This window comes from Paenibacillus sp. MB22_1 (assembly GCF_047200555.1).
GTDB classification, from domain to species: Bacteria; Bacillota; Bacilli; order Paenibacillales; family Paenibacillaceae; genus Fontibacillus; species Fontibacillus phoenicis.
The window spans coordinates 308,524-327,952 of record NZ_JBLADV010000002.1; the positions used below are offsets into that span (position 1 = coordinate 308,524).

Sequence of the window (19,429 nt, forward strand, 5' to 3'; positions counted from 1 at the left end):
ACATGCTGTATGTTCCCAGAGTTAATCCGACGCTATACCGTGACTTTTGCGAAACTCGGAGGGAGACAGTCCGAACTCCTTCTTAAACTTACTCCGGAAATAAGGGTAATCCGCATATCCGACCTCTTCCGCGATTTCATTGATTTTTTTGTTCGTTTCAAGTAGCAGAGTCCGGGCCATGCGGAGCCGCTTCTGCGTCAAATATTTCACAAAATTCATGCCGGTCTGCTGCTTGAAGATTCGGCTTAACGTAACCGGGTGGACGTTGACCTCCTCGGCGATCCATTCTAGGCTTACGTTCGGGTCACTGCAGTTTTCGACAAGGCGGAGCGCTTCAAGAAGCCAAGGCTGCAGCCCGGAAGCGTTCTGCTCCTGCTGCTGTTCAAGGTTTTTTAGCGCCTTAACTCCGCCAAGGACTATTTTTTTGATTTTACCCTTCAGCTCATCCCAAGTACGATGCCTTGCTACCCAATCGGCCCAGTAAAATAAGGTATCTTCTTCCAGATAAATGATCTCCTGCTTGCTTAGCCCTTCATCCAAGAGCGACATCAGATAACCGCATTCCTTCTGCAGCTCCTCATACCCAGCTTGCTCCAAGCAGTCAAACCATCGCTCAAGGTCGCGCTCAAGTCCTGCAAAATCTCCGCCTCTGGCCCGGCTGATCATCTCCTGCCGCATTTTCGCGGCCCGCTTCGCCGCCGCCTTCCGCTCTTTCGGGTTGAGCGCCGCCTCTTCACCTTTAAGCTGAAAAAAAACGGTTTGCCGGTTCCTCCGATATTCAAGCAGCAGCGCTTCGGCAAATTTCTTCTTTTCCCTAAAGCACCCTCCGCCTTGATCCAGATTGGTTTGCACGACCTTTCCCCGGCTTCCCGCATCCGTAACAAACGTAAGCAGTATTTCCCGGGAGAGAAAATCCGCCGACGGCGGCCCATCCTCAAATTGTATGCGCTTCCATATTCGCTCATCAAACCATAGGCTTGCGTTGACCGGATGGATCTCCTTCAGAATCGCCCGTACTCCAGGCTCCTTGGAGACGAGCAAATCGAGCTCCGTAAGAAGAGCAGCGGTCAACTCTTTCTGCACTTTTTCGACAATCTCAGATAGCTGGGTTCGGTCGGCAGGTTTTAACAAATAATCCATCGCACCCAATTGAAGCGATTTCCGAGCATATTCAAACTCATCGTACCCTGATATAATCACTACATGGATCCGGGAGCTTGTCTCCTTCAAAAAGCGTAGAATTTCAATCCCGTCCATCTCGGGCATACGAATATCGAGAAACACCAGATCGGGCTTAACCAGCTTAATCTGCTCCGCCGCCTGACGGCCAAACCCGACATCGAAAATCTGCTCATCGCGAAATAAAGCCGTCAGCTTTTGAATAATACTAAGCCTAACTTCCATCTCGTCATCGGCAACGCAAATTTTCATCTTTTTCACTCCTTCAAGCGTGGCTGAAGCTTGTGCGGAAAAGAGATTTTTAGCTAAGGGGGGAACATCAATTGCAGCCGGTAAAATCTCTTAAACGAATAGTAAACCATTTATCCTTAAAGCTCAAACTGTTTATTTTGTTAATCCTCCTGTCGATCATCCCTATTTTTCTGGTAAGCGGCAGTTCCGAGCTGTTCATGTACCGCTCCAGCACCAGTTATTCGGCGTTGATTTCCAGCCAATACATGCAGTTTGTCGCCAAAGAGGTGAGCGGTTATTTGCAAAATCTGAACCAATCCTTCGACAATCTGTTCACCGATCCAAATTTCCAGAAATATGTAAACTCGCCAGCCGGCCATTTGTCCGATCAGGCCGATCATATCCTGAAGTTCCGCTCCATCATCCAAAGCTCTCTGCAATTCCATCCCGAAGTGCTCGGCACGCTGTATCTGGATCGCGCGGGCAAAGTCTATTTCGAGTCGTACCAGAAAAGATTGAACCCCGATTATTCCTTTGAGGACGATCCGATGTATCAATCGTTGCTGTCCGTAACGTCGCCCCGGCTGCTGCCTCCGCATCCCATAAAGTATATTTCGTATACCCAAGACCGCGTCTTTTCCTATGTGCGCCCGATCATTAACGTCGATACCGGAGAGACGATGTCCTGGTTTGTGATCGAGATCCGGGAGGATCAATTGACCGATATGCTCGGCAGCGGGCAGAGTAACGCCGGCGGCCAGCTTGTGCTGTACCATACCGACTTAAGAACCGCCGTATCGGGCGAGCCGCTGAATGAGAAGCTGCTTAGCGATTTTCTGTTTGCGCGGGCAGATCGGGAGCCGGAGAAGCAAAGCCATTTTTTATTCGCTTCGGCAGGCAAAGAGTATGAGGCCAGTTACACAGAGCTGTCGGAACCGGGATGGGGGCTAATTTGGATGGCTCCCCTGGACCGGATCAAAGAAGGCGCCGTGCAGACTTTCCGGCTGACCCTTTTGATTGCCGGAATCAGCCTGGCCGCGGCGTTAATAATGGCTTTTCCGGTCATGAACAAGATTTTGCAGCCGCTGTACAACCTGCATAAAGGAATGAAGCATCTCGGGCGCGGCCAATATGTTCCGGTTCCCGAGCCCAAGCACCGGGATGAAATCGGCTTCCTCATCCAAAGCTATAACCAGACCTTGGTGAAGCTGCAGGATATGGAACGCGAGGTTTACCAGTCGAAAATGAAAGAGAAGGAGCGGGAGCTTCTGCAGCTTCAAGCGCAAATCAATCCCCACTTTTTGTTCAACACCCTTGAGACGATCGAATCCTATGCCATCCGCAATAACGGCGAGGCGGTGGGGGAAATGGTGCAGTCAGTCTCCCGCATGATGAGATACACGGTTCGCAACGATAGCGGGTGGGCTTCGCTGCAAGAAGAAATTGGCTATATCCGGAATTTCCTAACGATCCATTACTACCGCAACGGCAGGGATGTCCGGGCCGATTTCGATATCGCCCCCGAAGCTTTATCGTTTCCGGTCATGAAACTGAGTATTCAGCCTTATGTTGAAAATGCCATCAAATACGGTTGGAGCCCCGCGATGGGCGCGGAGGAGTTCCTGCTTAGGATCAGCGTGGAGCTGTTCGAGGAATATTTGCGGGTTAGGGTTTACAATACGGGGATGGGCATCCCGGAGGAAGTGCTAGAGAAGCTGCACCGGATGATCGAAAGCGGCGGCGAGACGGAGGACCCTTTCTTCAAAAAGCATACCGGCATCTACAACGCCTACCGCCGGTTCGTTATCGTCTATGGCGAACAGGCGTACTTTCGGATCGACAGCTCGCCAGAAGAAGGCACGTGCGTGGAATTCCACTTGCCCGCGCGGCGGGAAGCGGAATGAATCTAGGAATTTTTACCGGTTGAAAAATACCGTTGCCGCATCGCCTCATAGAGCAGCACGGACGCGGCCATCGCCACGTTCAGCGATTCGGCCTTGCCGCGCATCGGGATCAGCAGCCCATCGTCCATGAGCTCGCGGACCGCCGGGCTAAGGCCGCCGCCTTCGCTGCCAAACAGCAGCCACACGGGCTGCGTGAAATCGTAGGCGAAGCAGTTCGCCGCCGCCTGCAGGCTGGTGCCGGCCAGCCGGATGCCCAGCTGCTTCGCCTGCGGTAGCACCTCTGCCAGGTCGGCATGCACGACCGGCAGGTGGAACAGCGAGCCCATGGTGGCGCGCAGCACCTTAGGCCCGTAGATGTCGGCGCAGCCAGAGCCGACGATGACCCCGTCCGCCGCAACCGCATCGGCGCTGCGGATGATCGTGCCGACGTTGCCGGGGTCCTGCACACCGTCGAGCACGACCACCAAGCTCCGCTCCTTCGCAAGGAGCGGAGCGACCGTCCCGCGGTCCTTGCGCACGACCGCGAACACCGGCTGCGGCGACTTCGTATCGCTGCACTTGGCGATCACGGCGGCGGACACGCCGATCCAGTCGACGTCCAGCCCGGCGGACGCCGCAGCCTTCAGCTCGACCGGAATGCCGTGCTCGAGGTCATAGCAGACGCATTCCACGTCCGCCCGCGACTGCAACGCCTCCTGCACGAGGTGAATGCCCTCAATCAGATATTTCCCTTGCTTGTCCCGATTTTTCTTCTCAAGCAGCCCCGCCCATTCCTTGACGCGAGGGTTCTGTGCAGACAAAATTTTCATATCTTTTCCATCCTCGTATAGTATCTTTAAAAAGCTCTTTTAGGTTCATTTCCATCCCCCCGGGGGATGGAAAACAGCCTTCAAATTTCCAGCTTGTTCTTTGAAAATTCCATCAGGGACTGGACTTTCCGGTATGCCTCTGGACAATGGAACGTAGGGTCCATTCGGGGAAATCCTTCTGCCTCCAGTAGCATCGTCTACTCCTTAAGTCTGTTTCTCCGGTACGCGTCTGAGCTTCTTACCCGCTGGCTGTTCCCTTCGGCATCCCATGCCCGGTTTTAGCAGATCCGGGGCAGCTCATGGCCCGAAGTGTGTCCTCATACGCGAGGGTGATAGATCTGCGCGTGCGCCGGAGGCATCCCGGAGCGTCCATTCCCTGAATCCCTAGCGAAAGGAGGAATTTCACTTGAAGCTTTTTGTCGGTATTGACGTGAGCTCGCAAGAGCTCGAAGCGTGTTTCATGAACGCTGACGGTGACAAGCTTGAGACACTCACTGTCAAAAACAATTTGAATGGCGCCTCGCACTTGCGTGACCAAATCGTCGCTGCAGCGGACAAGTTGGCCGTCACCGAGATTCACATCGGCTTGGAAGCCACTTCCGTCTACAGCTGGCACCCTGCCATGTACCTGCATCAGGATCCAGCGCTTCGAGAGCGCAAGGCCAAGGTGTTCACCTTGAACCCCAAGCTCATCAGCAAGTTCAGAGAAGCCTATGCGGATATGGACAAGACCGACCGGCTCGACGCCTGGGTCATTGCGGATCGCCTGCGCTTCGGCCGCCTGACGACCACCATCGTCATGCAGGAGCAGTATGTCGCCCTTCAACGCCTCACGCGCATGCGTTTCCACTTGGTCCATAACTTGGCTCGCGAGAAGCAGTACTTCTTGCAGAACCTGTTCTACAAGTGCAATGCGTTTACAACCGAGGTCGACAGCTCCGTGTTTGGCCATGCGCTCATGGAGATGCTCTCCGAGAAGTTCAGCCTCGATGACATCGCCGAGATGGACGTGGCCGATCTGGCCGACTATCTGCGGGACAAGGGACGCAATCGTTTCCCCGATCCCGAGCGGGTCGCCCGCTGCATTCAGCAAGCTGCCCGCGCCTCCTATCGGCTGTCCAAGGTCGTGGAGGATTCGATTGACCTGGTGCTCGGCACCTCCATCGAATCCATCCGCAGCATCCAGAAGCAGCTCAAGGATCTCGACAAAGCGATCGAGCGGGTCCTCGACGGCATTCAAGGCGCTCAGTGCTTGCTGTCAGTGCCCGGCATCGGCAAAGTCTATGCAGCCGGTCTGCTCGGCGAACTCGGCGATATTGAACGGTTCAAGGATCAAGCCGCCGTCGCCAAGTACGCGGGTCTGACGTGGCGCAGGCACCAGTCCGGCGTCTTCGAGGCGGAGGACACCGCCCGCATCAAATCCGGCAACCGATTCCTGCGCTACTACCTCGTTGAAGCTGCCAACTCGGTTAGGATGCGCGATGAAGAATTCGGTGAATATTACCGGAAGAAGTATCACGAAGTGCCCAAGAATCAACACAAACGCGCCCTCGTCTTAACGGCAAGAAAACTCGTGCGTCTGGTCGATGTGCTGCTACGCAGCGGCCAACTCTACACGCCTCGAAGGAAGGTGAATAGCGCCAAGGATTAACGCCTCCTTTGCCTTAGTCCTTCACGAATTCCCAGTAAAAATCTGGTATCTGACATGGTTTTTGGCTGGGTTTGGTTTGATGCGCCCTTTTTTCGTGACTCCGCGCTCAACAGGCACGGGAAATTTCCAATTCGATTAAATCAACAGCTTGACATCATACCGCTGGACTTAACATGGTTTAAAAATGATCCGTCGCTCACGAAGCGAGGCTCGTCTTACTCCTCCGCGTAAGCCAGCTCGAGCTTCGTCAAATCGCCTTTCTCGCCGACGATGACGAGCACGTCCTCCTCCGTCAGCGGAACCGATGCCGAAGGGGAGATATTCATTTTGCTGCCGTGCTTGATCGCCATTACGTTGCAGCCAAACCGGGCGCGAATATCCAGCTCCTTCAGGTTTTTGCCGATCATCTGCGAGCTGACGCGCATCTCTACGATGCTGTACTCGTCGGACAATTCGATGTAATCCAAGACGTTCGGTGAAGTCAGATGATGTGCCACCCGAAGCCCCATATCCCGTTCCGGGAAAATGACCTTATCGGCCCCAATTTTCTGCAACACTTTGCCATGTAATTCATTTTGCGCCTTCACCACAATCAGCGGCCCGCCCAGATCTTTCAGGATCAGCGTTGTCAAAATGCTGGCCTGGATGTCTTCCCCAATCGCCACGACAACGACGTCAAAATTCCGAATCCCTAGTGCGCGCAGCGCATCTTCATCGGTGGAATCCGCGGTTACGGCGTGCGTGACCAGATTGGCCACGGCCTGCGTATGATGTTCATCCGCATCGATCGCCAGCACGTCAAAGCCCATGCTGCTGAGCGCCGTTGCCACGCTTAAGCCAAACCGCCCCATACCGATCACGGCAAACTGTTTCTTCGCTGCATTTGCCATGCTCTCACCACCCATATTTTATCCATCCGAATTAGTATACCACAATCTTGTTAGGAAGGAGCATGGGGGAGGGCAGCAGCCGAGGCAAGAGATGCACTAACGGACACCAGAGACGTTATTGCTCAGCTTGGCACAGTTCCCTGAGTTTAACGGACTGAGAAGACCTTATTTTCAGTCAAACTAGTGTCATCCCCGCCGAAACAGCCCAATAAGAGCTCTGGAGTCCATTAGAACGGGAAATATCCGGGAAATGAAAAAATAACGTCATTACGGTCCGTTACATCGCAACCGCGGTCTGGCTGAGGTTCCAGACCACCTCACGTCCTGATTTGTCGGATCAGATGCAAATCATATCCAGAGCACATCAGATCGCATTATCCCAGTTCCAATCGGGCAAATTAACACCGGGCAAGTCACATATTTCAAGGAGGGAAACTAAATGCCATCCATTACACTCGACCTGCGTCAAGCGATTATGCACAAAATTCACGGCAAAGACGAGCAAGGGCTGCGGGAGATGATCGAAGGTTCGATCGACGCTCAGGAAGCCGCACTGCCAGGTCTTGGCGTCGTCTTCGAAACGATCTGGAAGCATATCGATACGTCCAAACAAAATGAACTGGTATCCGTGCTCAAGCAGCAAGTGGATCAGGCTAGCCTCAAACCATTGAAATAGAACTGCCCGCTACAACAAAGACCGCCCTGTCCAAGGGCGGTCTTTCCTTTGTCCGGGAGGCTGCGGACCTTCACTTCTTAAGGTGTGGTCTCCAGGAACTTGGCGTCTGGATTTTTCTCCATCGCCGTCCGCATCGCGTATTCATTTTCGAACAACGCGACATAATTGCCTTTCTTATCCTTCACCAGCGTGGAATTGATCCGGAACTTGGACGGGTCGATTTTGTCGCCTACGATCCAGCGCGCGAACTGGTACGGCATCCGTTGAAGCTGGACATCCACGCCATATTCGCTCTTCATCCGGTATTCAAACACCTCGAACTGCAGTTGCCCAACCACGCCCAGCAGCGTATCTTCAAATCCGACCGTCGTGAACACCTGAATCGTGCCTTCCTCGGTCAGTTGGTCGATCCCCTTCTGGTATTGCTTATGCTTCAGCGCGTTCTTCACCGTCACCTTGGCGAAAATCTCCGGCGAGAACGTCGGCAGCTCGTCAAATACGATTTCACTGCCTTGGCTTAGCGAGTCGCCGATCCGGAAAATCCCCGGGTCAAATAACCCGACGATGTCCCCGGGATACGCTTCGCTGACGATATCCCGATCCTGGGCCAGGAATTGCTGCGGCTGGGACAGCTTGATCTCCTTGCCCGCCCGCACATGCTTCACCGTCATGCCGCGTTCGAACTTGCCCGAGACAATGCGCAGGAAGGCGATCCGGTCGCGGTGGGCCGGGTTCATGTTCGCCTGGATTTTGAACACGTACCCCGAGAACTTCTCGTTCGTAGGTTCAATCAAGCCTTGGGTACTGCGGCGCGGCGTCGGCTTTGGAGCCAACTGCAGGAAGTTCTCCAGGAACGTCTGCACGCCAAAATTGTTCACCGCGCTGCCGAAAAACACCGGCGTTAATTCGCCGCGGCGAACCTTCTCAAAATCAAACGGGTCCCCCGCCACATCCAACAGTTCCAGATCCTGACACAGCTGATCATGGAGATATTCGCCAGCCATTTCGCGAATCACTGGATCGGTATACCCATCCACCTTCTTCACCTGGATCGTGGAGTGGTCGTCTCCCTGGAACAGCTCAACCTGGTTTTTCATCCGGTCATACACACCCGACAGCTCGCGGCCCATCCCAATCGGCCAGTTCATCGGCACGGAGCGGATGCCCAGCACCTGCTCGATTTCCTCCATCAGTTCAAACGGGTTCCGGCCTTCCCGGTCCAGCTTGTTTATGAAGGTGAAAATCGGAATGCCCCGCTTCGCGCAGACCTGGAACAGCTTGATCGTCTGGGCCTCAACGCCCTTCGCCACGTCGATCAACATGACGGCGCTGTCTGCTGCGGTCAGCGTCCGGTACGTATCCTCCGAGAAGTCTTGGTGGCCCGGCGTATCCAAGATGTTCACCCGATGGCCGTTATAATCAAACTGCATGACGGAAGAAGTAACGGAAATCCCCCGCTGCTTCTCGATTTCCATCCAGTCACTTGTCGCGTGTTTGCTCGCTTTGCGCGCCTTGACCGATCCGGCGAGGCGAATCGCGCCGCCGAACAGCAGCAGTTTTTCGGTCAGCGTCGTTTTCCCGGCGTCCGGGTGGGAAATGATTGCAAACGTACGCCGTTTGTCCACTTCCTGCTGCAGCACTTGGTCCAATGCTTTGCTCATGCTCACTTTCCTCTCGTTCCACAAATTCACGTTCTCTATTGTAACATATTTTGTCCTTCCGTTAAGCAAAAACACCTTACGCCCAGACGGGACATGAAGGTGTTTCCAGCTAAACCTATTCTATTCGCCCATAGGCCGGATCGTTCACGGTCAACGCAGCATTAATTCGGGTTAATCCAAACGACGTTGTCTTCCTCCTGGCCGTTCACCGGCCACCAGTGGAAGCCGTCCTTCGCCAGCAGCTCGTCCGCTTCCTTCGGCCCCCAAGAACCGGCAGGATACGTACTGATGTCGGACGGATTTTGCGCCCAAGCGGCGGCGATTCGATCAACGAAGGCCCAAGCCGCCGCCACTTCGTCCCAACGGGTGAAATACGTCGAATCCCCTTGAGCCGCATCGTAGATCAAGCGTTCATAAGCCTCCGGCGAGTTGATCCCCACCAGGCAGCTTTGGCAAAAGTCCATCGCCAGCGGCTGGATTTGCGATTCCGAACCCGGCTTCTTGGCATTAATCTTGATGTAAATGCCCTCCATCGGATTCACGCGGATCACGAGGAGGTTCGGCTCCAGCTTGTGCTTCTGACCGAGATAGACATTCGTTGGCATCGCCTTGAATTCCACAACGACCTCCGTCGTTTTGACGGGGAGCCGCTTCCCGGTGCGAATATAGAACGGCACGCCGGCCCAGCGGAAATTGTCAACGAACACTTTGGCCGCAAAATACGTTTCGGTATTGGAGTTCGGGTCAACCTTGTCCTCCTCACGATAACCCGGAAGCTTCTTGCCTTTCGCTTCCCCTGCGATATATTGCCCGCGAACCACGTTCTCCTTCACTTCTTGCACCGATTCATACGGACGCAGTGAGCGCAGCACCTTCACCTTCTCGTCGCGGATGTCCTCCGCGTACAAGCGGCTTGGCGGCTCCATGGCGATCATCGTGAGCATTTGCAGCATATGGTTCTGCCCCATGTCACGCAACGCACCGGCATGATCGTAATATCCGCCGCGTTCTTCCACGCCAACCGTCTCGCTGAGCGTAATTTGCACATTGGCGATATGCTTGTTGTTCCAGAGCGGCTCGAAGAAAGCATTCGCAAAGCGAATCACTTCAATGTTCTGCACCATCTCCTTGCCGAGATAGTGGTCGATCCGGTAAATTTCCTCTTCTTTAAATACCTGACTCAGCTCTTCGTTCAGCTTCTGAGCAGACTGCAGATCATACCCAAACGGCTTCTCAATCACCAACCGGTGCCAGCCGCTCGTATTCAACATGCCGCCCTTCTGCAGGTTAAAGGATACGCTGCCGAACAGCTCCGGCGCCAAAGCCAAGTAGAACAGACGGTTTCCGGGAATCCCAAACCGCGCTTCCATGGACTCGGTCAGTTCTCTGAGTTCGTGATAACCGTCAACGTTATTGATGTCCAGCGATTTGTAGGAAAAATGCTCCGCAAAGCGCCCCCATTGCTCCTGGTCGTCGATCTTATATCGGCAAAATTCCTCAATCGAACGATACAGGTCATCCTTGAATTCCTCGTCCGAACGCGGACGCCGGGCTACACCGATGACGGCGAAATCCTCGGCCAATTTCCCTTCGCGATACAAGGAATAGATGGCCGGGAAGAGCTTGCGGCGCGCTAAGTCTCCGGTAGCCCCGAAAATAAAAAATACCGCCCCTGGGGGCTGAACTGTTGGTTGTGAGAAATTGTCAGCCATGGCTCCTCATTCTTTCTATGTAAGATTGGTGAATTTAAAACTTCATTCCCGATCAATGACATCTCTTTACAAGGCATCACGGGATGTGATGCCATTTTAGCACATTCGCCTGACGGATTCCATCATCTATCTATAGATATGGGGTCATAAATGATATACCCCGCTGGAGGCTCGACCTCAACAAACCCGGCCATGCCGTGGGCTTGATACTGAATCGGTTTGCGGCTGCCCGCGATCAGCATATTCCGCGGTTCATGAGGCTGACCTGCCGGCAGCGAAAACACCCGGACATACTCCATCACTTCCCGCAACGTGGCAGTGAGCGCGGCAATCCATGCGTCTTCTGCCCCTCGGCCAAATAGATTCAGAAGCAGGATCCCTTCCCGATCCAGTCTTTCTGCCGCCAACTGAAAAAAACCAAGCGACGTTAAATGGCCCGGCGTACCCTGTTCGGAGAACGCATCCACGATAATTCCGTCGAAGGAATTCGGCTTCTCTTCTTCAAGCAAAGAACGCCCGTCACCGATGCGTACCGAATCACCCGTATAGCCGAAAAAGTTGCGGCTAATTTCCGCCACCACCGGATCAATCTCCGCCACAATAACGTCGCTCCTGCTCAAATGGCTGGCGATCGTTCCCGTTCCATGGCCGATGATGAACACCCGTCCGGGATCGGGAACATGGCGCTGAAGCAAATACAACATCGCCCGTGGATATTCCAGTATGATCCGTTCGGGCCGGTTCATATCCATTGCGCCTTGCACCGCCTTGCTGGCGAATTGCAGGACGCGAAACGCCCCGCGCTCGCCGTATAATTCGTCCGTTTCATAGACGAAGATTTCCGAGCAGCTTTGCTGATGCAGCAGCAGATGTTGCACGAGTCCCCGTTGCCTCCTTCACGATCTCTAATATTCTACGGTTAGCAGCGGCGTACCGATCGTAATCTCATCCATCCCGGTGCCGCTGTTGCGATGGACAGCCATCTGCAATGCCACGTGATGATCGCCGCTGAGGACGGTGATCGGCAAGGGATCCACCCGATATGTGCGGCTGGCCGTCCCTTCGTCCCCAAACGCTTCGACTTGCTTCAACTTCAGTTTGGCGGATCGCTCAATTTGCGATTCCAAGCGGTCAAGCGTCGCGGCGAGCACGGGTTCACCGGAGTCCGTCCCCTCATCTGTAGCGGATGCGGGCCAGGCCATCCCCTGTATTGCTGCATTCCATCGCGTATCGACGCCTTCATCTGCCAGCGATTCCCCAGCCATCCGTTGGGCTTCCTGAAGTTGCTCCCATATCGCCGGATCCCCGCCGGCGGCCTCCAAGCGAAGCATCGCATAATTCTTGCCCTCTTCCAGTGTGATCAGCTCCAGCTCGGCGCGAATCCCCTCGATCTGACCTTGGGACTCATAAACCGTCCGCCCTTGAACAGTCCCCGCCTCCGGATTCGACAGCCCCAACCGGCTGGCTAACACCCCGGCCGCTTCCTCTGCGGAAAGCAGCGAGTTCCATTCACCTTGCCATTTCAGTGTCATCCGAAACGGATCCGACGTTACGGCCCTGCCTATCGCAACCAGCGCGTCCAACTGCTGCTCCGCGTCTTTCAGTGAATCTGGAACGGCCGCTTCTTGCTCAGTCGCTTGGATCCGTTGCAGGCCGACCAGCAGCATCGCGCAAACGAGGATCAACAACCCAATACTCCATAACTTGCGGTTTTGCATGTCACGCGCCTCCTCTGCGAATAATAACTCAATGTATAGAGCCAAAACCTATCAGGATGGGGAAGCTTATAATCCGCTCGCCGAAAGCTACGAATTTTCAGGCTATCATGACGTTGATGTTGGCCCTCGGACTCATAAACCATGTCTTCATCATCCCGGCCTTGCTGCAAATCGCCAAACGGGATGCCTGGTTTTCCGTGCTACTGTCCGCCGTGCCATTTGCACTTGTGGTCTGCCTCATTCGTTACACTTCGTCCCGGATTGGAACCCAACCTCTTCCCGAATGGATTCGCCATCGGCTGGGCCGAATTCCTGCTTTTGGGTTTCAATGGGCGATGACAGCGTTCTTCTTCGCTACGGCGTGGTTCAGTTTATATGATACCGTAATGTGGATGAAGGTGACGTTTCTGCCTTACACTCCGGTTTTGGCCAGCTCGTTGATCTTGATGCTGCTTTGTTTCGTTGGGGCGCTGAAGGGCATGAAAACAATCGCCGTCACCTCCGGTATCTTGCTGCCGCTTGTTGTACTGCTTGGCTTCTATGTCGCCATCGTCAACGTCGAATTCAAAGATTACAGTCTGCTGTTCCCTCTCTTGGAACAGGGATGGATTCCGGTTTTCAAGGGAGTATTGTACGCCTGTGCCGGGTTGTTCGAGATCTTTTTTGTCTTCTTCCTTCACCCATACCTGAAGGCCCCATTAACCAGAATCCAATTCATCGTGTTCAGTCTGATTCTGCTTGGTCTAATGCTGGGTCCACTGACCGGCGCCATCACCGAGTTCAACCCGTTTGAGGCGGCCGTTCAGCGTTACCCGGCTTATGAGGAATGGAGAATCGCCGGTTTTGGCAAATACGTATCGCAAACCGATTTTTTCTCGATCTGTCAATGGTTGTCGGGCAGCTTTATCCGTATTTCCTTTGCGATGATCGTCATCGCGGATATGTGGAAGAAGCAAAATCCCCGTTGGAGACCCACATTGCTCGCGGTCCTCGCATTCATCCTGATTTTACTTAGCTGTTATACCTTTACCGACATCGTGTTTCAGCGACCGGCCGTCCGGCCAACAAGAAGACCGGATCGACATTCCGTTCCTGATCCAATATTTCCAGACTTCCTCCGACGTCAAGCTTCGCCCGTTTGCTGCCGGGATGGAGCCGGGGCGTTCGATCACCTTAATCTATTGTGAGCCGATGACGGATTTGAAACAGTTGAGCGAGGTGGTCTATCCGCGGCTTGCTGAACTGTGTCGGGAACAGGCCAATATCGGAATCGAGGCGTTCGGAGCCAATCCCTATTTGCCGTTAAACCGGATCGAAGGGCCGGACTTGCTGCATCGTCTTACTCTTCAAGTCTACTCCGGCAAGCTGGTCCTTTATTTTGAATACAACCAGACCTTCTTCAGCTGCGATATTTCGAACCCGCCAGGCCGTTCCCCCGAAGAAGCCAGTACGGAATCGGCCGTCAAGGGAGCCCGTGACGGCTTTACTGAAAACCTGACGACCAACATCGGGTTGATTCGAAAACGGCTACGGACCGCTTCCCTGGGGGTGGAAGAGATCATCAAAGGGACGCGGGGGGAAACGCGCATTGCGCTTTTTTATATTCAAGATGTTATTAACCCGGACATTCTCGCAGAGGCTCGAAAGCGATTGTACGAGATTGACACCGATGCAATTATCGGCACCTCGTATATCGAATCCGTCGTGAAGGGAGCGCATAAACGAGCCTTATTCCCGCTGACCGATTACTCGGGGAGACCGGACTACGTTGTCGATGCCCTGCTGGCGGGCCGATTTGCCGTGTTGGCCGATGGGAATCCGATCGCCATCGTTGCTCCTGTGACCTTGATGAATCTGCTGATTTCTCCAGAGGATGCCAACACCCCTTATTACATCGTGTCCGTGCAAAAAGTGCTCAGACTCATCGGACTGACCGTCGGGCTGTTTCTCCCGGGCTTCTATGTCGCGTTAACCAGTTTTAATCTGGAGCAAATCCCCGTCCCGCTGCTGGCAACCATCAGCAAATCGAGGCATGGCTTGCCGTTTCCGGTCCCGTTTGAAACCTTCGTCATGCTGTTTCTGTTCGAGATCTTTAACGAGGCAGGCAAAAGATTACCCCATGCCATGGGACAAACGATAACGGTCGTAGGCGGCCTGATTATCGGAGATGCCGCCATCCGCGCCGGGATCACCTCGCCGACCATCATCGTCGCCGTGGCGATCGCCATCGTCGCCAGTTCGACCTTAGAGAATCAGACGTTAAGCGGTACGACAGCCCAACTTCGCATCGTGATTTTGCTGTTGTCCTCCATCTTTGGGATGTTCGGGTTCCTGATCGGTTTTATCGGTCTAATCCTTTACCTTGCCTCATTAGAGTCCTATGGCGTGCCTTATCTATATCGCCATTTTCCCCGTTCGTCAAAAGCGACTTTGCCGAAGCGGTCCTGAAGAAGCCGTCGAAATCCGTGAAGAGGCGGCCCCGCATTCTGCATCCGCTGGATCAAACGGCAAGGAGGGACAAGCCTTGAGAGCGATCCGGGCTTTCCTTGCGCTGATCCTGCTGCTGACGGGCTGTTGGGATATGAAAGAGGCGCAAAATATCAATTTTATCACCGCATTGGGTGTCGATTATGCGGATGGCCGTTTCATCATTTATGCCCAGTTGCTGGATTTTGCAGAGATTGCTAAACAAGAGGGGGCGGTTGAAACCGGAAACGGGAAGGTTTGGATCGGAAAAGGCGAGGGGAAGACGATCGACGAGGCTTTGATTTCGCTCTACCCCGCCTCGCAGCAACGGACGTCCTGGACGCATGTCCGAACGATCATCTTCTCCAAAGCGCTGCTGGACAAGCATTTGCCGGAAGCCGTCAACGGCTTGATCCAAACCCGTGATCTTCGGTACACGCCTTGGGTGTTTGGCACCGACAAGCAAATTCCCGATGTGTTTGCGAGCATCTCCCTTCTGAATGAGTCGGTGCTGAATTCGGGGCTGCTTGAACCCGAAGAATTATTTAAACTCTATTCTTTCGTCGAGCCCATTCGGCTCATCAAGCTGATGGACGGGGTGAAGGAGCCTGCGGTGACGAGGCTGTTACCCCTGATCAGCTGGACTGACGAGGTTTGGAAGGGGGAGGGCAAACCTATTCCTCAAATCAAGCTCGTCGGCGCATATGCCATCGCACAAGGCCGCAACCGTGGACAAGTTGACCCGGCAATGCTTCAGGGGGCGAGATACGTGGCATTCCACAGAATGATCAGCTTTCCGTTGCCTTTATCCTTAGAGGATGGATCCCCGGTGACGATCAATATCGCGCATCGCGATCCGGACGTACAAATCGGCGCGGGTAGTGACCCCATTCGGATCAATTTGAACGTGCGCGCCAAAGCCTATATCACGGAGGTAGGGGCGGGAGGCGGGATTGCCGCCGCCCGGCTCCGTGCCTTGGCCGAAGAGACCATCGAACGCGAAATCAGGCGTTCCTTCGACATTGCGAAGGCTCGCCATATCGACCTATACAATCTGGAAGAGAAGCTCTACCGCTATGACCAGGCGCGGTGGAAGCAGCTCCGTTCCCAAGGAAAGTCCCTGATTTCCATCATGGAATTGGATCAGGTCCAGGCCGAGGTGACCCTCGTTCACTCCTCAGCCTATAACTTGTTGAACTAATAAGAAAAACGTCTATCGACGTACATTCAAAGTAGACAGACCGCGTTTAGCGGAAGTTTTTTCTTGCGATATCAGGATGCCAATGCCCCGAAGTTTATACTTTCTGATATCTTAAGAAAACGGTTTGGCAGAAATTCACTCCGCCAACCCGTTTTTGTATGCGTAAATAGCCGCCTGCGTGCGGTCCTCTACGCCAAGCTTCGCTAAAATATTGGTGACATGGAATTTCACCGTTTTGATCCCGATGATCAGCTCGTCGGCGATATCCTGATTCGATTTCCCTTGAGCCAGCAAACGCAGAACGTCCATTTCGCGCTCGGTCAGCTCTTCGTGAGCCGGAGCCTCCACCTTTGGTTGGCGGAACCGGTTCATCATCTTGGAAGCGACCTGCGACTCCAATACCGATTGGCCGCGGGCTGCTGCGCGAATCGCCTCAGCGATCTCGGAAGCGCGCGACGTTTTCAGCAAATAGCTGAACGCCCCGGCTTCGATCACGGGATACATCTTCTCGTCATCAAGATAGCTGGTGAGCACGATGACTTTACAGTCCGGATGCAAGGCAAGCAGCTGCCGAGTCGCTTCGATGCCGTCCATGCCTTCCATCACCAGGTCCATCAGCACGACGTCAGGCCGGTACTCCTGCGCCAGGCGAATTCCTTCCTCCCCGCTGCTGGCCTCTCCGACAACCTCGATCCCTTCTTCGGTGCCCAGCACCGCCGCCAGGCCGATTCTTACCATCTCATGGTCATCCACAAGCAGTACTTTAATCTCCTTGTCTTCCATCTCCATGACTGCCTTCATCCCCGCTTTCTTCATGAATTAGTGGAACGGATATCTCAATACGCGTCCCTTTGCCGGGCGCGGTGATAAACTGAATCGATCCGCCGATCTCGTGGATGCGCTCCTGCATCGTCGACAAGCCGTACGAAGCCTGCTTCTTGTCGTCCATCTCGAAGCCGATCCCGTTGTCGCGCAGCGTCACCTTAACTGCTTCGCCCCGGCGGTGAATCCGAATCTCCATCTTGTCCGCCTTGGCGTGGCGCAGCGTATTGGACATCGCTTCCTGGATGATGCGGAACAGATGGTTTTCAATCCCTTTGCCTAAATTCAAATCCTCGTCGATCTCCAGGGTTAAATCCATCGGCACCTTCGTCTTTAGCTCTTTGACCAAATCGCTTAAGCCCTGCGACAATTCCTTGCCTTCAAGATAGACCGGACGCAGATGCAGCAGCAGCGCGCGCATCTCCGACTGCGCCACCGACGCCATCTCCTCAATGAGTTCGACCTGACGCTGCGCTTTGTCGAAATCCTTCTCCAGCGTACGTCCCACAGCCGTAGCCGTCATCGAGATGGCAAACAGCTGCTGGGATACGGCGTCATGCAATTCGCGGGCCAGCCTCTGCCGCTCCTCCACGATCGCCGATACCCGGGCTTGCTCGGCCAACTGGGCGTTGTGCGTGGATAACCGCTGCAGCGAGGACACCTGCTCCTCCCAGCGTTTGCCGATCCGCTCCAGCTGCTCTGCCAGTCGGCCCAGTTCGTCTTCGCCGAGCTTGGGAACGCTCCCGGTTTGATTGCCCTTCTCCCATTGCAACAAAGCTTCACGCAAACCGTCAATCTGTCGTTTGGGGCGATACCCTAGAAAGAACCCGTGAGCTGCTCCGATGATAAGAAGCAGTGAGAGCAGCATCGTGCCGGCTTTTATGGCCGTCGCCCAGGACGGTTGAGGCTGAAAATACCCATATGTATACATCACATAAATGGTGGCTGCCATCGTAATAATAGACAGGAGAATCCCTCCGCGCATGCTGCGGGAGACCATGTTGCTCGGCTTTTTCGATTTCATGCGGGACGTTCCTCCTGTCTAAAGTAATCGTATATCGACATCTCCTACAAGATAGGAAATGATGATTTTCACTTTTTGGTCACGGACCTCGTAGTTCGGCGACTTCCAATACAGCCGATTGAGCATGCCCGTCTCTTTGTCGTGGCTGAAATCGATTTGTCCGAACAGGACAAACGCTTCGATCTCCACGCCGTAATCCTCCGGAATCACTAAATCCACGTCCCCGACAATCCCTTGAAACATGAGGACGTTATGCCCACCTTCCATCATCGCCAGCGATAAATCGATGTCAAGCTCGCCAAGCACATGCCACATGCTTGTGTTCCGCAAGTTCCACGGATCGCGGTCCCAGCGGATGCTGGAGGTGATGTTTTGCTTCTGCACGTAATTGCCTTGCGGTTGGGTTTTGCGAACTTTCGCGTAGTAGTACCCCAGCGAGATCATCAGAATCGCCAAGATCAGCATAAAATGGTCCAGCAGGATGAGTCCGCTGCCGACCGCCATCAAGATATAGCCGGTCTTGACCTGTTCCCCTTGCCGGATTTTATATATGCCGAACCCAAGCAAAAAGAGGGCGACAATGGTAAAGAAACTCAGCCACTTCCCGAAAATCAACAGTAAGCCAAATCCGATTAAGCCGATGGCTAAGAACCTTTTCCGTGTATCCATGTGCCGCACCTCCCTGCAGGTTCATAGAGTCGTAAAAAGCCATAACGGCATGGCCTCCCATACCGTATGGCTTCACCAGTATTTAGAATATCACAATGTCCAGCGGACGTGTACCTATTCCTTGTCTTCTTCGCGGGCTGCGGATGGGTTCAATTTTGCTTTCAGCGCTTCAAGCTGCGCATCCACTTTCAACTGCTTCTCGGCATCAGCCGGGCTGATGTAAGGGGAAGACGAGGATCCACGATAAACCATGCCCGCAACTTCGGCTTCTGCTTCCAGTTGCATGATCTTCTCTTCCATCCGGTGGAATCCGAGCGAAGCGTTGCCGCTTTCGATCGTATGCAGCGTGCTGATTTGCGACATTTGCTTTCTGGCTTTCGCCATTTGCGCACGGCTTACCAGCTCGTTCCGTTTGTTGCGCAGTTTATAGAACTCGTCTTTCATATCGTGCAGCTGCTGTTTGAGTTCGGCAGCATGTGCTTCAGCTTGCGCGTGCAGCTCGGCGAATTCCGTTTGCTTTTGGTCGTAATGGATTTTCTCCTCCAGCATTTTGCGGGCAACTTCCTCCTGCCCATTGCGGAGTGCCAGCTCAGCTTGAGCCTCCCGTTGTGCAGAGATACGGATCGCTTCATCCAGACGTTGCTTCATCCGGCGCTCGTTGGCCATTTGCTTCGCAACAGTCACTTCGGCGTCGCGAATTTCAGCCTCCATATCGCGCAGGTATTGGTTCAGCATGACAATCGGGTCTTCCACCTTATCCAGCAAATCATTTACAGACGCTTTCGTAATATCTTTAATTCTTTTGAATACTCCCAT

The 19,429-nt window shown here is 54.0% G+C and carries 17 protein-coding genes; 6 read left to right on the forward strand and 11 right to left on the reverse strand.

Annotated elements, in window-relative coordinates; translation table 11 throughout:
• Positions 1-21: 21 nt before the first annotated feature.
• Positions 22-1,431 carry a response regulator transcription factor gene (locus tag ACL02P_RS13120; RefSeq protein ID WP_412837449.1) on the reverse strand — a complete coding sequence of 470 codons (1,410 nt, stop codon included), beginning with the start codon at positions 1,429-1,431 and terminating at the stop codon, positions 22-24.
• Between the two features lie 71 nt (positions 1,432-1,502).
• Here ACL02P_RS13120 and ACL02P_RS13125 point away from each other — a divergent pair, with 71 nt between their 5' ends.
• Positions 1,503-3,314 carry a sensor histidine kinase gene (locus ACL02P_RS13125; protein WP_260070572.1) on the forward strand — a complete coding sequence of 604 codons (1,812 nt, stop codon included), beginning with the start codon at positions 1,503-1,505 and terminating at the stop codon, positions 3,312-3,314.
• 2 nt (positions 3,315-3,316) lie between these two features.
• On the opposite strand, the gene ACL02P_RS13130 is transcribed toward ACL02P_RS13125, so the two are convergent.
• A complete protein-coding gene (locus ACL02P_RS13130; protein WP_260070575.1) occupies positions 3,317-4,123 on the reverse strand; it encodes a TrmH family RNA methyltransferase in 807 nt (268 codons plus the stop codon).
• Between the two features lie 406 nt (positions 4,124-4,529).
• Between ACL02P_RS13130 and ACL02P_RS13135 the strand changes: the two genes are divergently transcribed.
• Positions 4,530-5,774, forward strand: coding sequence for an IS110 family transposase (locus tag ACL02P_RS13135; RefSeq protein WP_016310842.1), 1,245 nt, complete (start codon positions 4,530-4,532; stop codon positions 5,772-5,774).
• 215 nt (positions 5,775-5,989) lie between these two features.
• Here ACL02P_RS13135 and ACL02P_RS13140 read toward each other — a convergent pair whose 3' ends face one another.
• Positions 5,990-6,664, reverse strand: coding sequence for a potassium channel family protein (locus ACL02P_RS13140; protein WP_412837450.1), 675 nt, complete (start codon positions 6,662-6,664; stop codon positions 5,990-5,992).
• Positions 6,665-7,103: 439 nt separating this feature from the next.
• Here ACL02P_RS13140 and sspI point away from each other — a divergent pair, with 439 nt between their 5' ends.
• A complete protein-coding gene (sspI, locus tag ACL02P_RS13145) occupies positions 7,104-7,340 on the forward strand; it encodes a small acid-soluble spore protein SspI (protein WP_009224726.1) in 237 nt (78 codons plus the stop codon).
• Between the two features lie 77 nt (positions 7,341-7,417).
• Here sspI and ACL02P_RS13150 read toward each other — a convergent pair whose 3' ends face one another.
• From ACL02P_RS13150 to ACL02P_RS13165, 4 genes are all read right to left on the reverse strand, one after another.
• Complete coding sequence (locus ACL02P_RS13150; protein ID WP_412837451.1) at positions 7,418-9,001, reverse strand: peptide chain release factor 3; 1,584 nt, start codon at positions 8,999-9,001, stop codon at positions 7,418-7,420.
• Positions 9,002-9,162: 161 nt separating this feature from the next.
• Positions 9,163-10,713, reverse strand: coding sequence for a glucose-6-phosphate dehydrogenase (zwf, locus tag ACL02P_RS13155; protein ID WP_412837452.1), 1,551 nt, complete (start codon positions 10,711-10,713; stop codon positions 9,163-9,165).
• A 122-nt stretch (positions 10,714-10,835) separates the two neighbouring features.
• Positions 10,836-11,591 carry a fused MFS/spermidine synthase gene (locus ACL02P_RS13160; RefSeq protein ID WP_339300138.1) on the reverse strand — a complete coding sequence of 252 codons (756 nt, stop codon included), beginning with the start codon at positions 11,589-11,591 and terminating at the stop codon, positions 10,836-10,838.
• A 27-nt stretch (positions 11,592-11,618) separates the two neighbouring features.
• A complete protein-coding gene (locus ACL02P_RS13165; RefSeq protein ID WP_412837453.1) occupies positions 11,619-12,431 on the reverse strand; it encodes a hypothetical protein in 813 nt (270 codons plus the stop codon).
• Between the two features lie 107 nt (positions 12,432-12,538).
• On the opposite strand from ACL02P_RS13165, the gene ACL02P_RS13170 reads away from it, so the two are divergent.
• From ACL02P_RS13170 to ACL02P_RS13180, 3 genes are all read left to right on the forward strand, one after another.
• The gene (locus ACL02P_RS13170) at positions 12,539-13,618 is read left to right on the forward strand and encodes a GerAB/ArcD/ProY family transporter (protein ID WP_412837454.1); all 1,080 of its coding nucleotides are present in this window, start codon (positions 12,539-12,541) and stop codon (positions 13,616-13,618) included.
• A complete protein-coding gene (locus ACL02P_RS13175; RefSeq protein WP_412837455.1) occupies positions 13,581-14,879 on the forward strand; it encodes a spore germination protein in 1,299 nt (432 codons plus the stop codon). Before ACL02P_RS13170 ends, ACL02P_RS13175 begins: the two co-directional genes overlap by 38 nt.
• Positions 14,880-14,955: 76 nt before the next feature.
• Positions 14,956-16,098: a Ger(x)C family spore germination C-terminal domain-containing protein gene (locus tag ACL02P_RS13180; protein ID WP_009224720.1), complete on the forward strand. Its 1,143-nt coding sequence runs from the start codon at positions 14,956-14,958 to the stop codon at positions 16,096-16,098.
• Between the two features lie 135 nt (positions 16,099-16,233).
• Here ACL02P_RS13180 and ACL02P_RS13185 read toward each other — a convergent pair whose 3' ends face one another.
• The 4 genes from ACL02P_RS13185 to ACL02P_RS13200 form a co-directional block, all read right to left on the reverse strand.
• Positions 16,234-16,887: a response regulator transcription factor gene (locus ACL02P_RS13185; protein WP_028538810.1), complete on the reverse strand. Its 654-nt coding sequence runs from the start codon at positions 16,885-16,887 to the stop codon at positions 16,234-16,236.
• Complete coding sequence (locus ACL02P_RS13190; protein ID WP_412837456.1) at positions 16,862-17,944, reverse strand: histidine kinase; 1,083 nt, start codon at positions 17,942-17,944, stop codon at positions 16,862-16,864. Before ACL02P_RS13190 ends, ACL02P_RS13185 begins: the two co-directional genes overlap by 26 nt.
• Before the next feature lie 18 nt (positions 17,945-17,962).
• Entirely contained in the window at positions 17,963-18,613 is a 651-nt protein-coding gene (gene liaF / locus ACL02P_RS13195) for a cell wall-active antibiotics response protein LiaF (protein WP_412837457.1), read from the reverse strand.
• Positions 18,614-18,727: 114 nt separating this feature from the next.
• Complete coding sequence (locus tag ACL02P_RS13200; RefSeq protein ID WP_016310893.1) at positions 18,728-19,429, reverse strand: PspA/IM30 family protein; 702 nt, start codon at positions 19,427-19,429, stop codon at positions 18,728-18,730.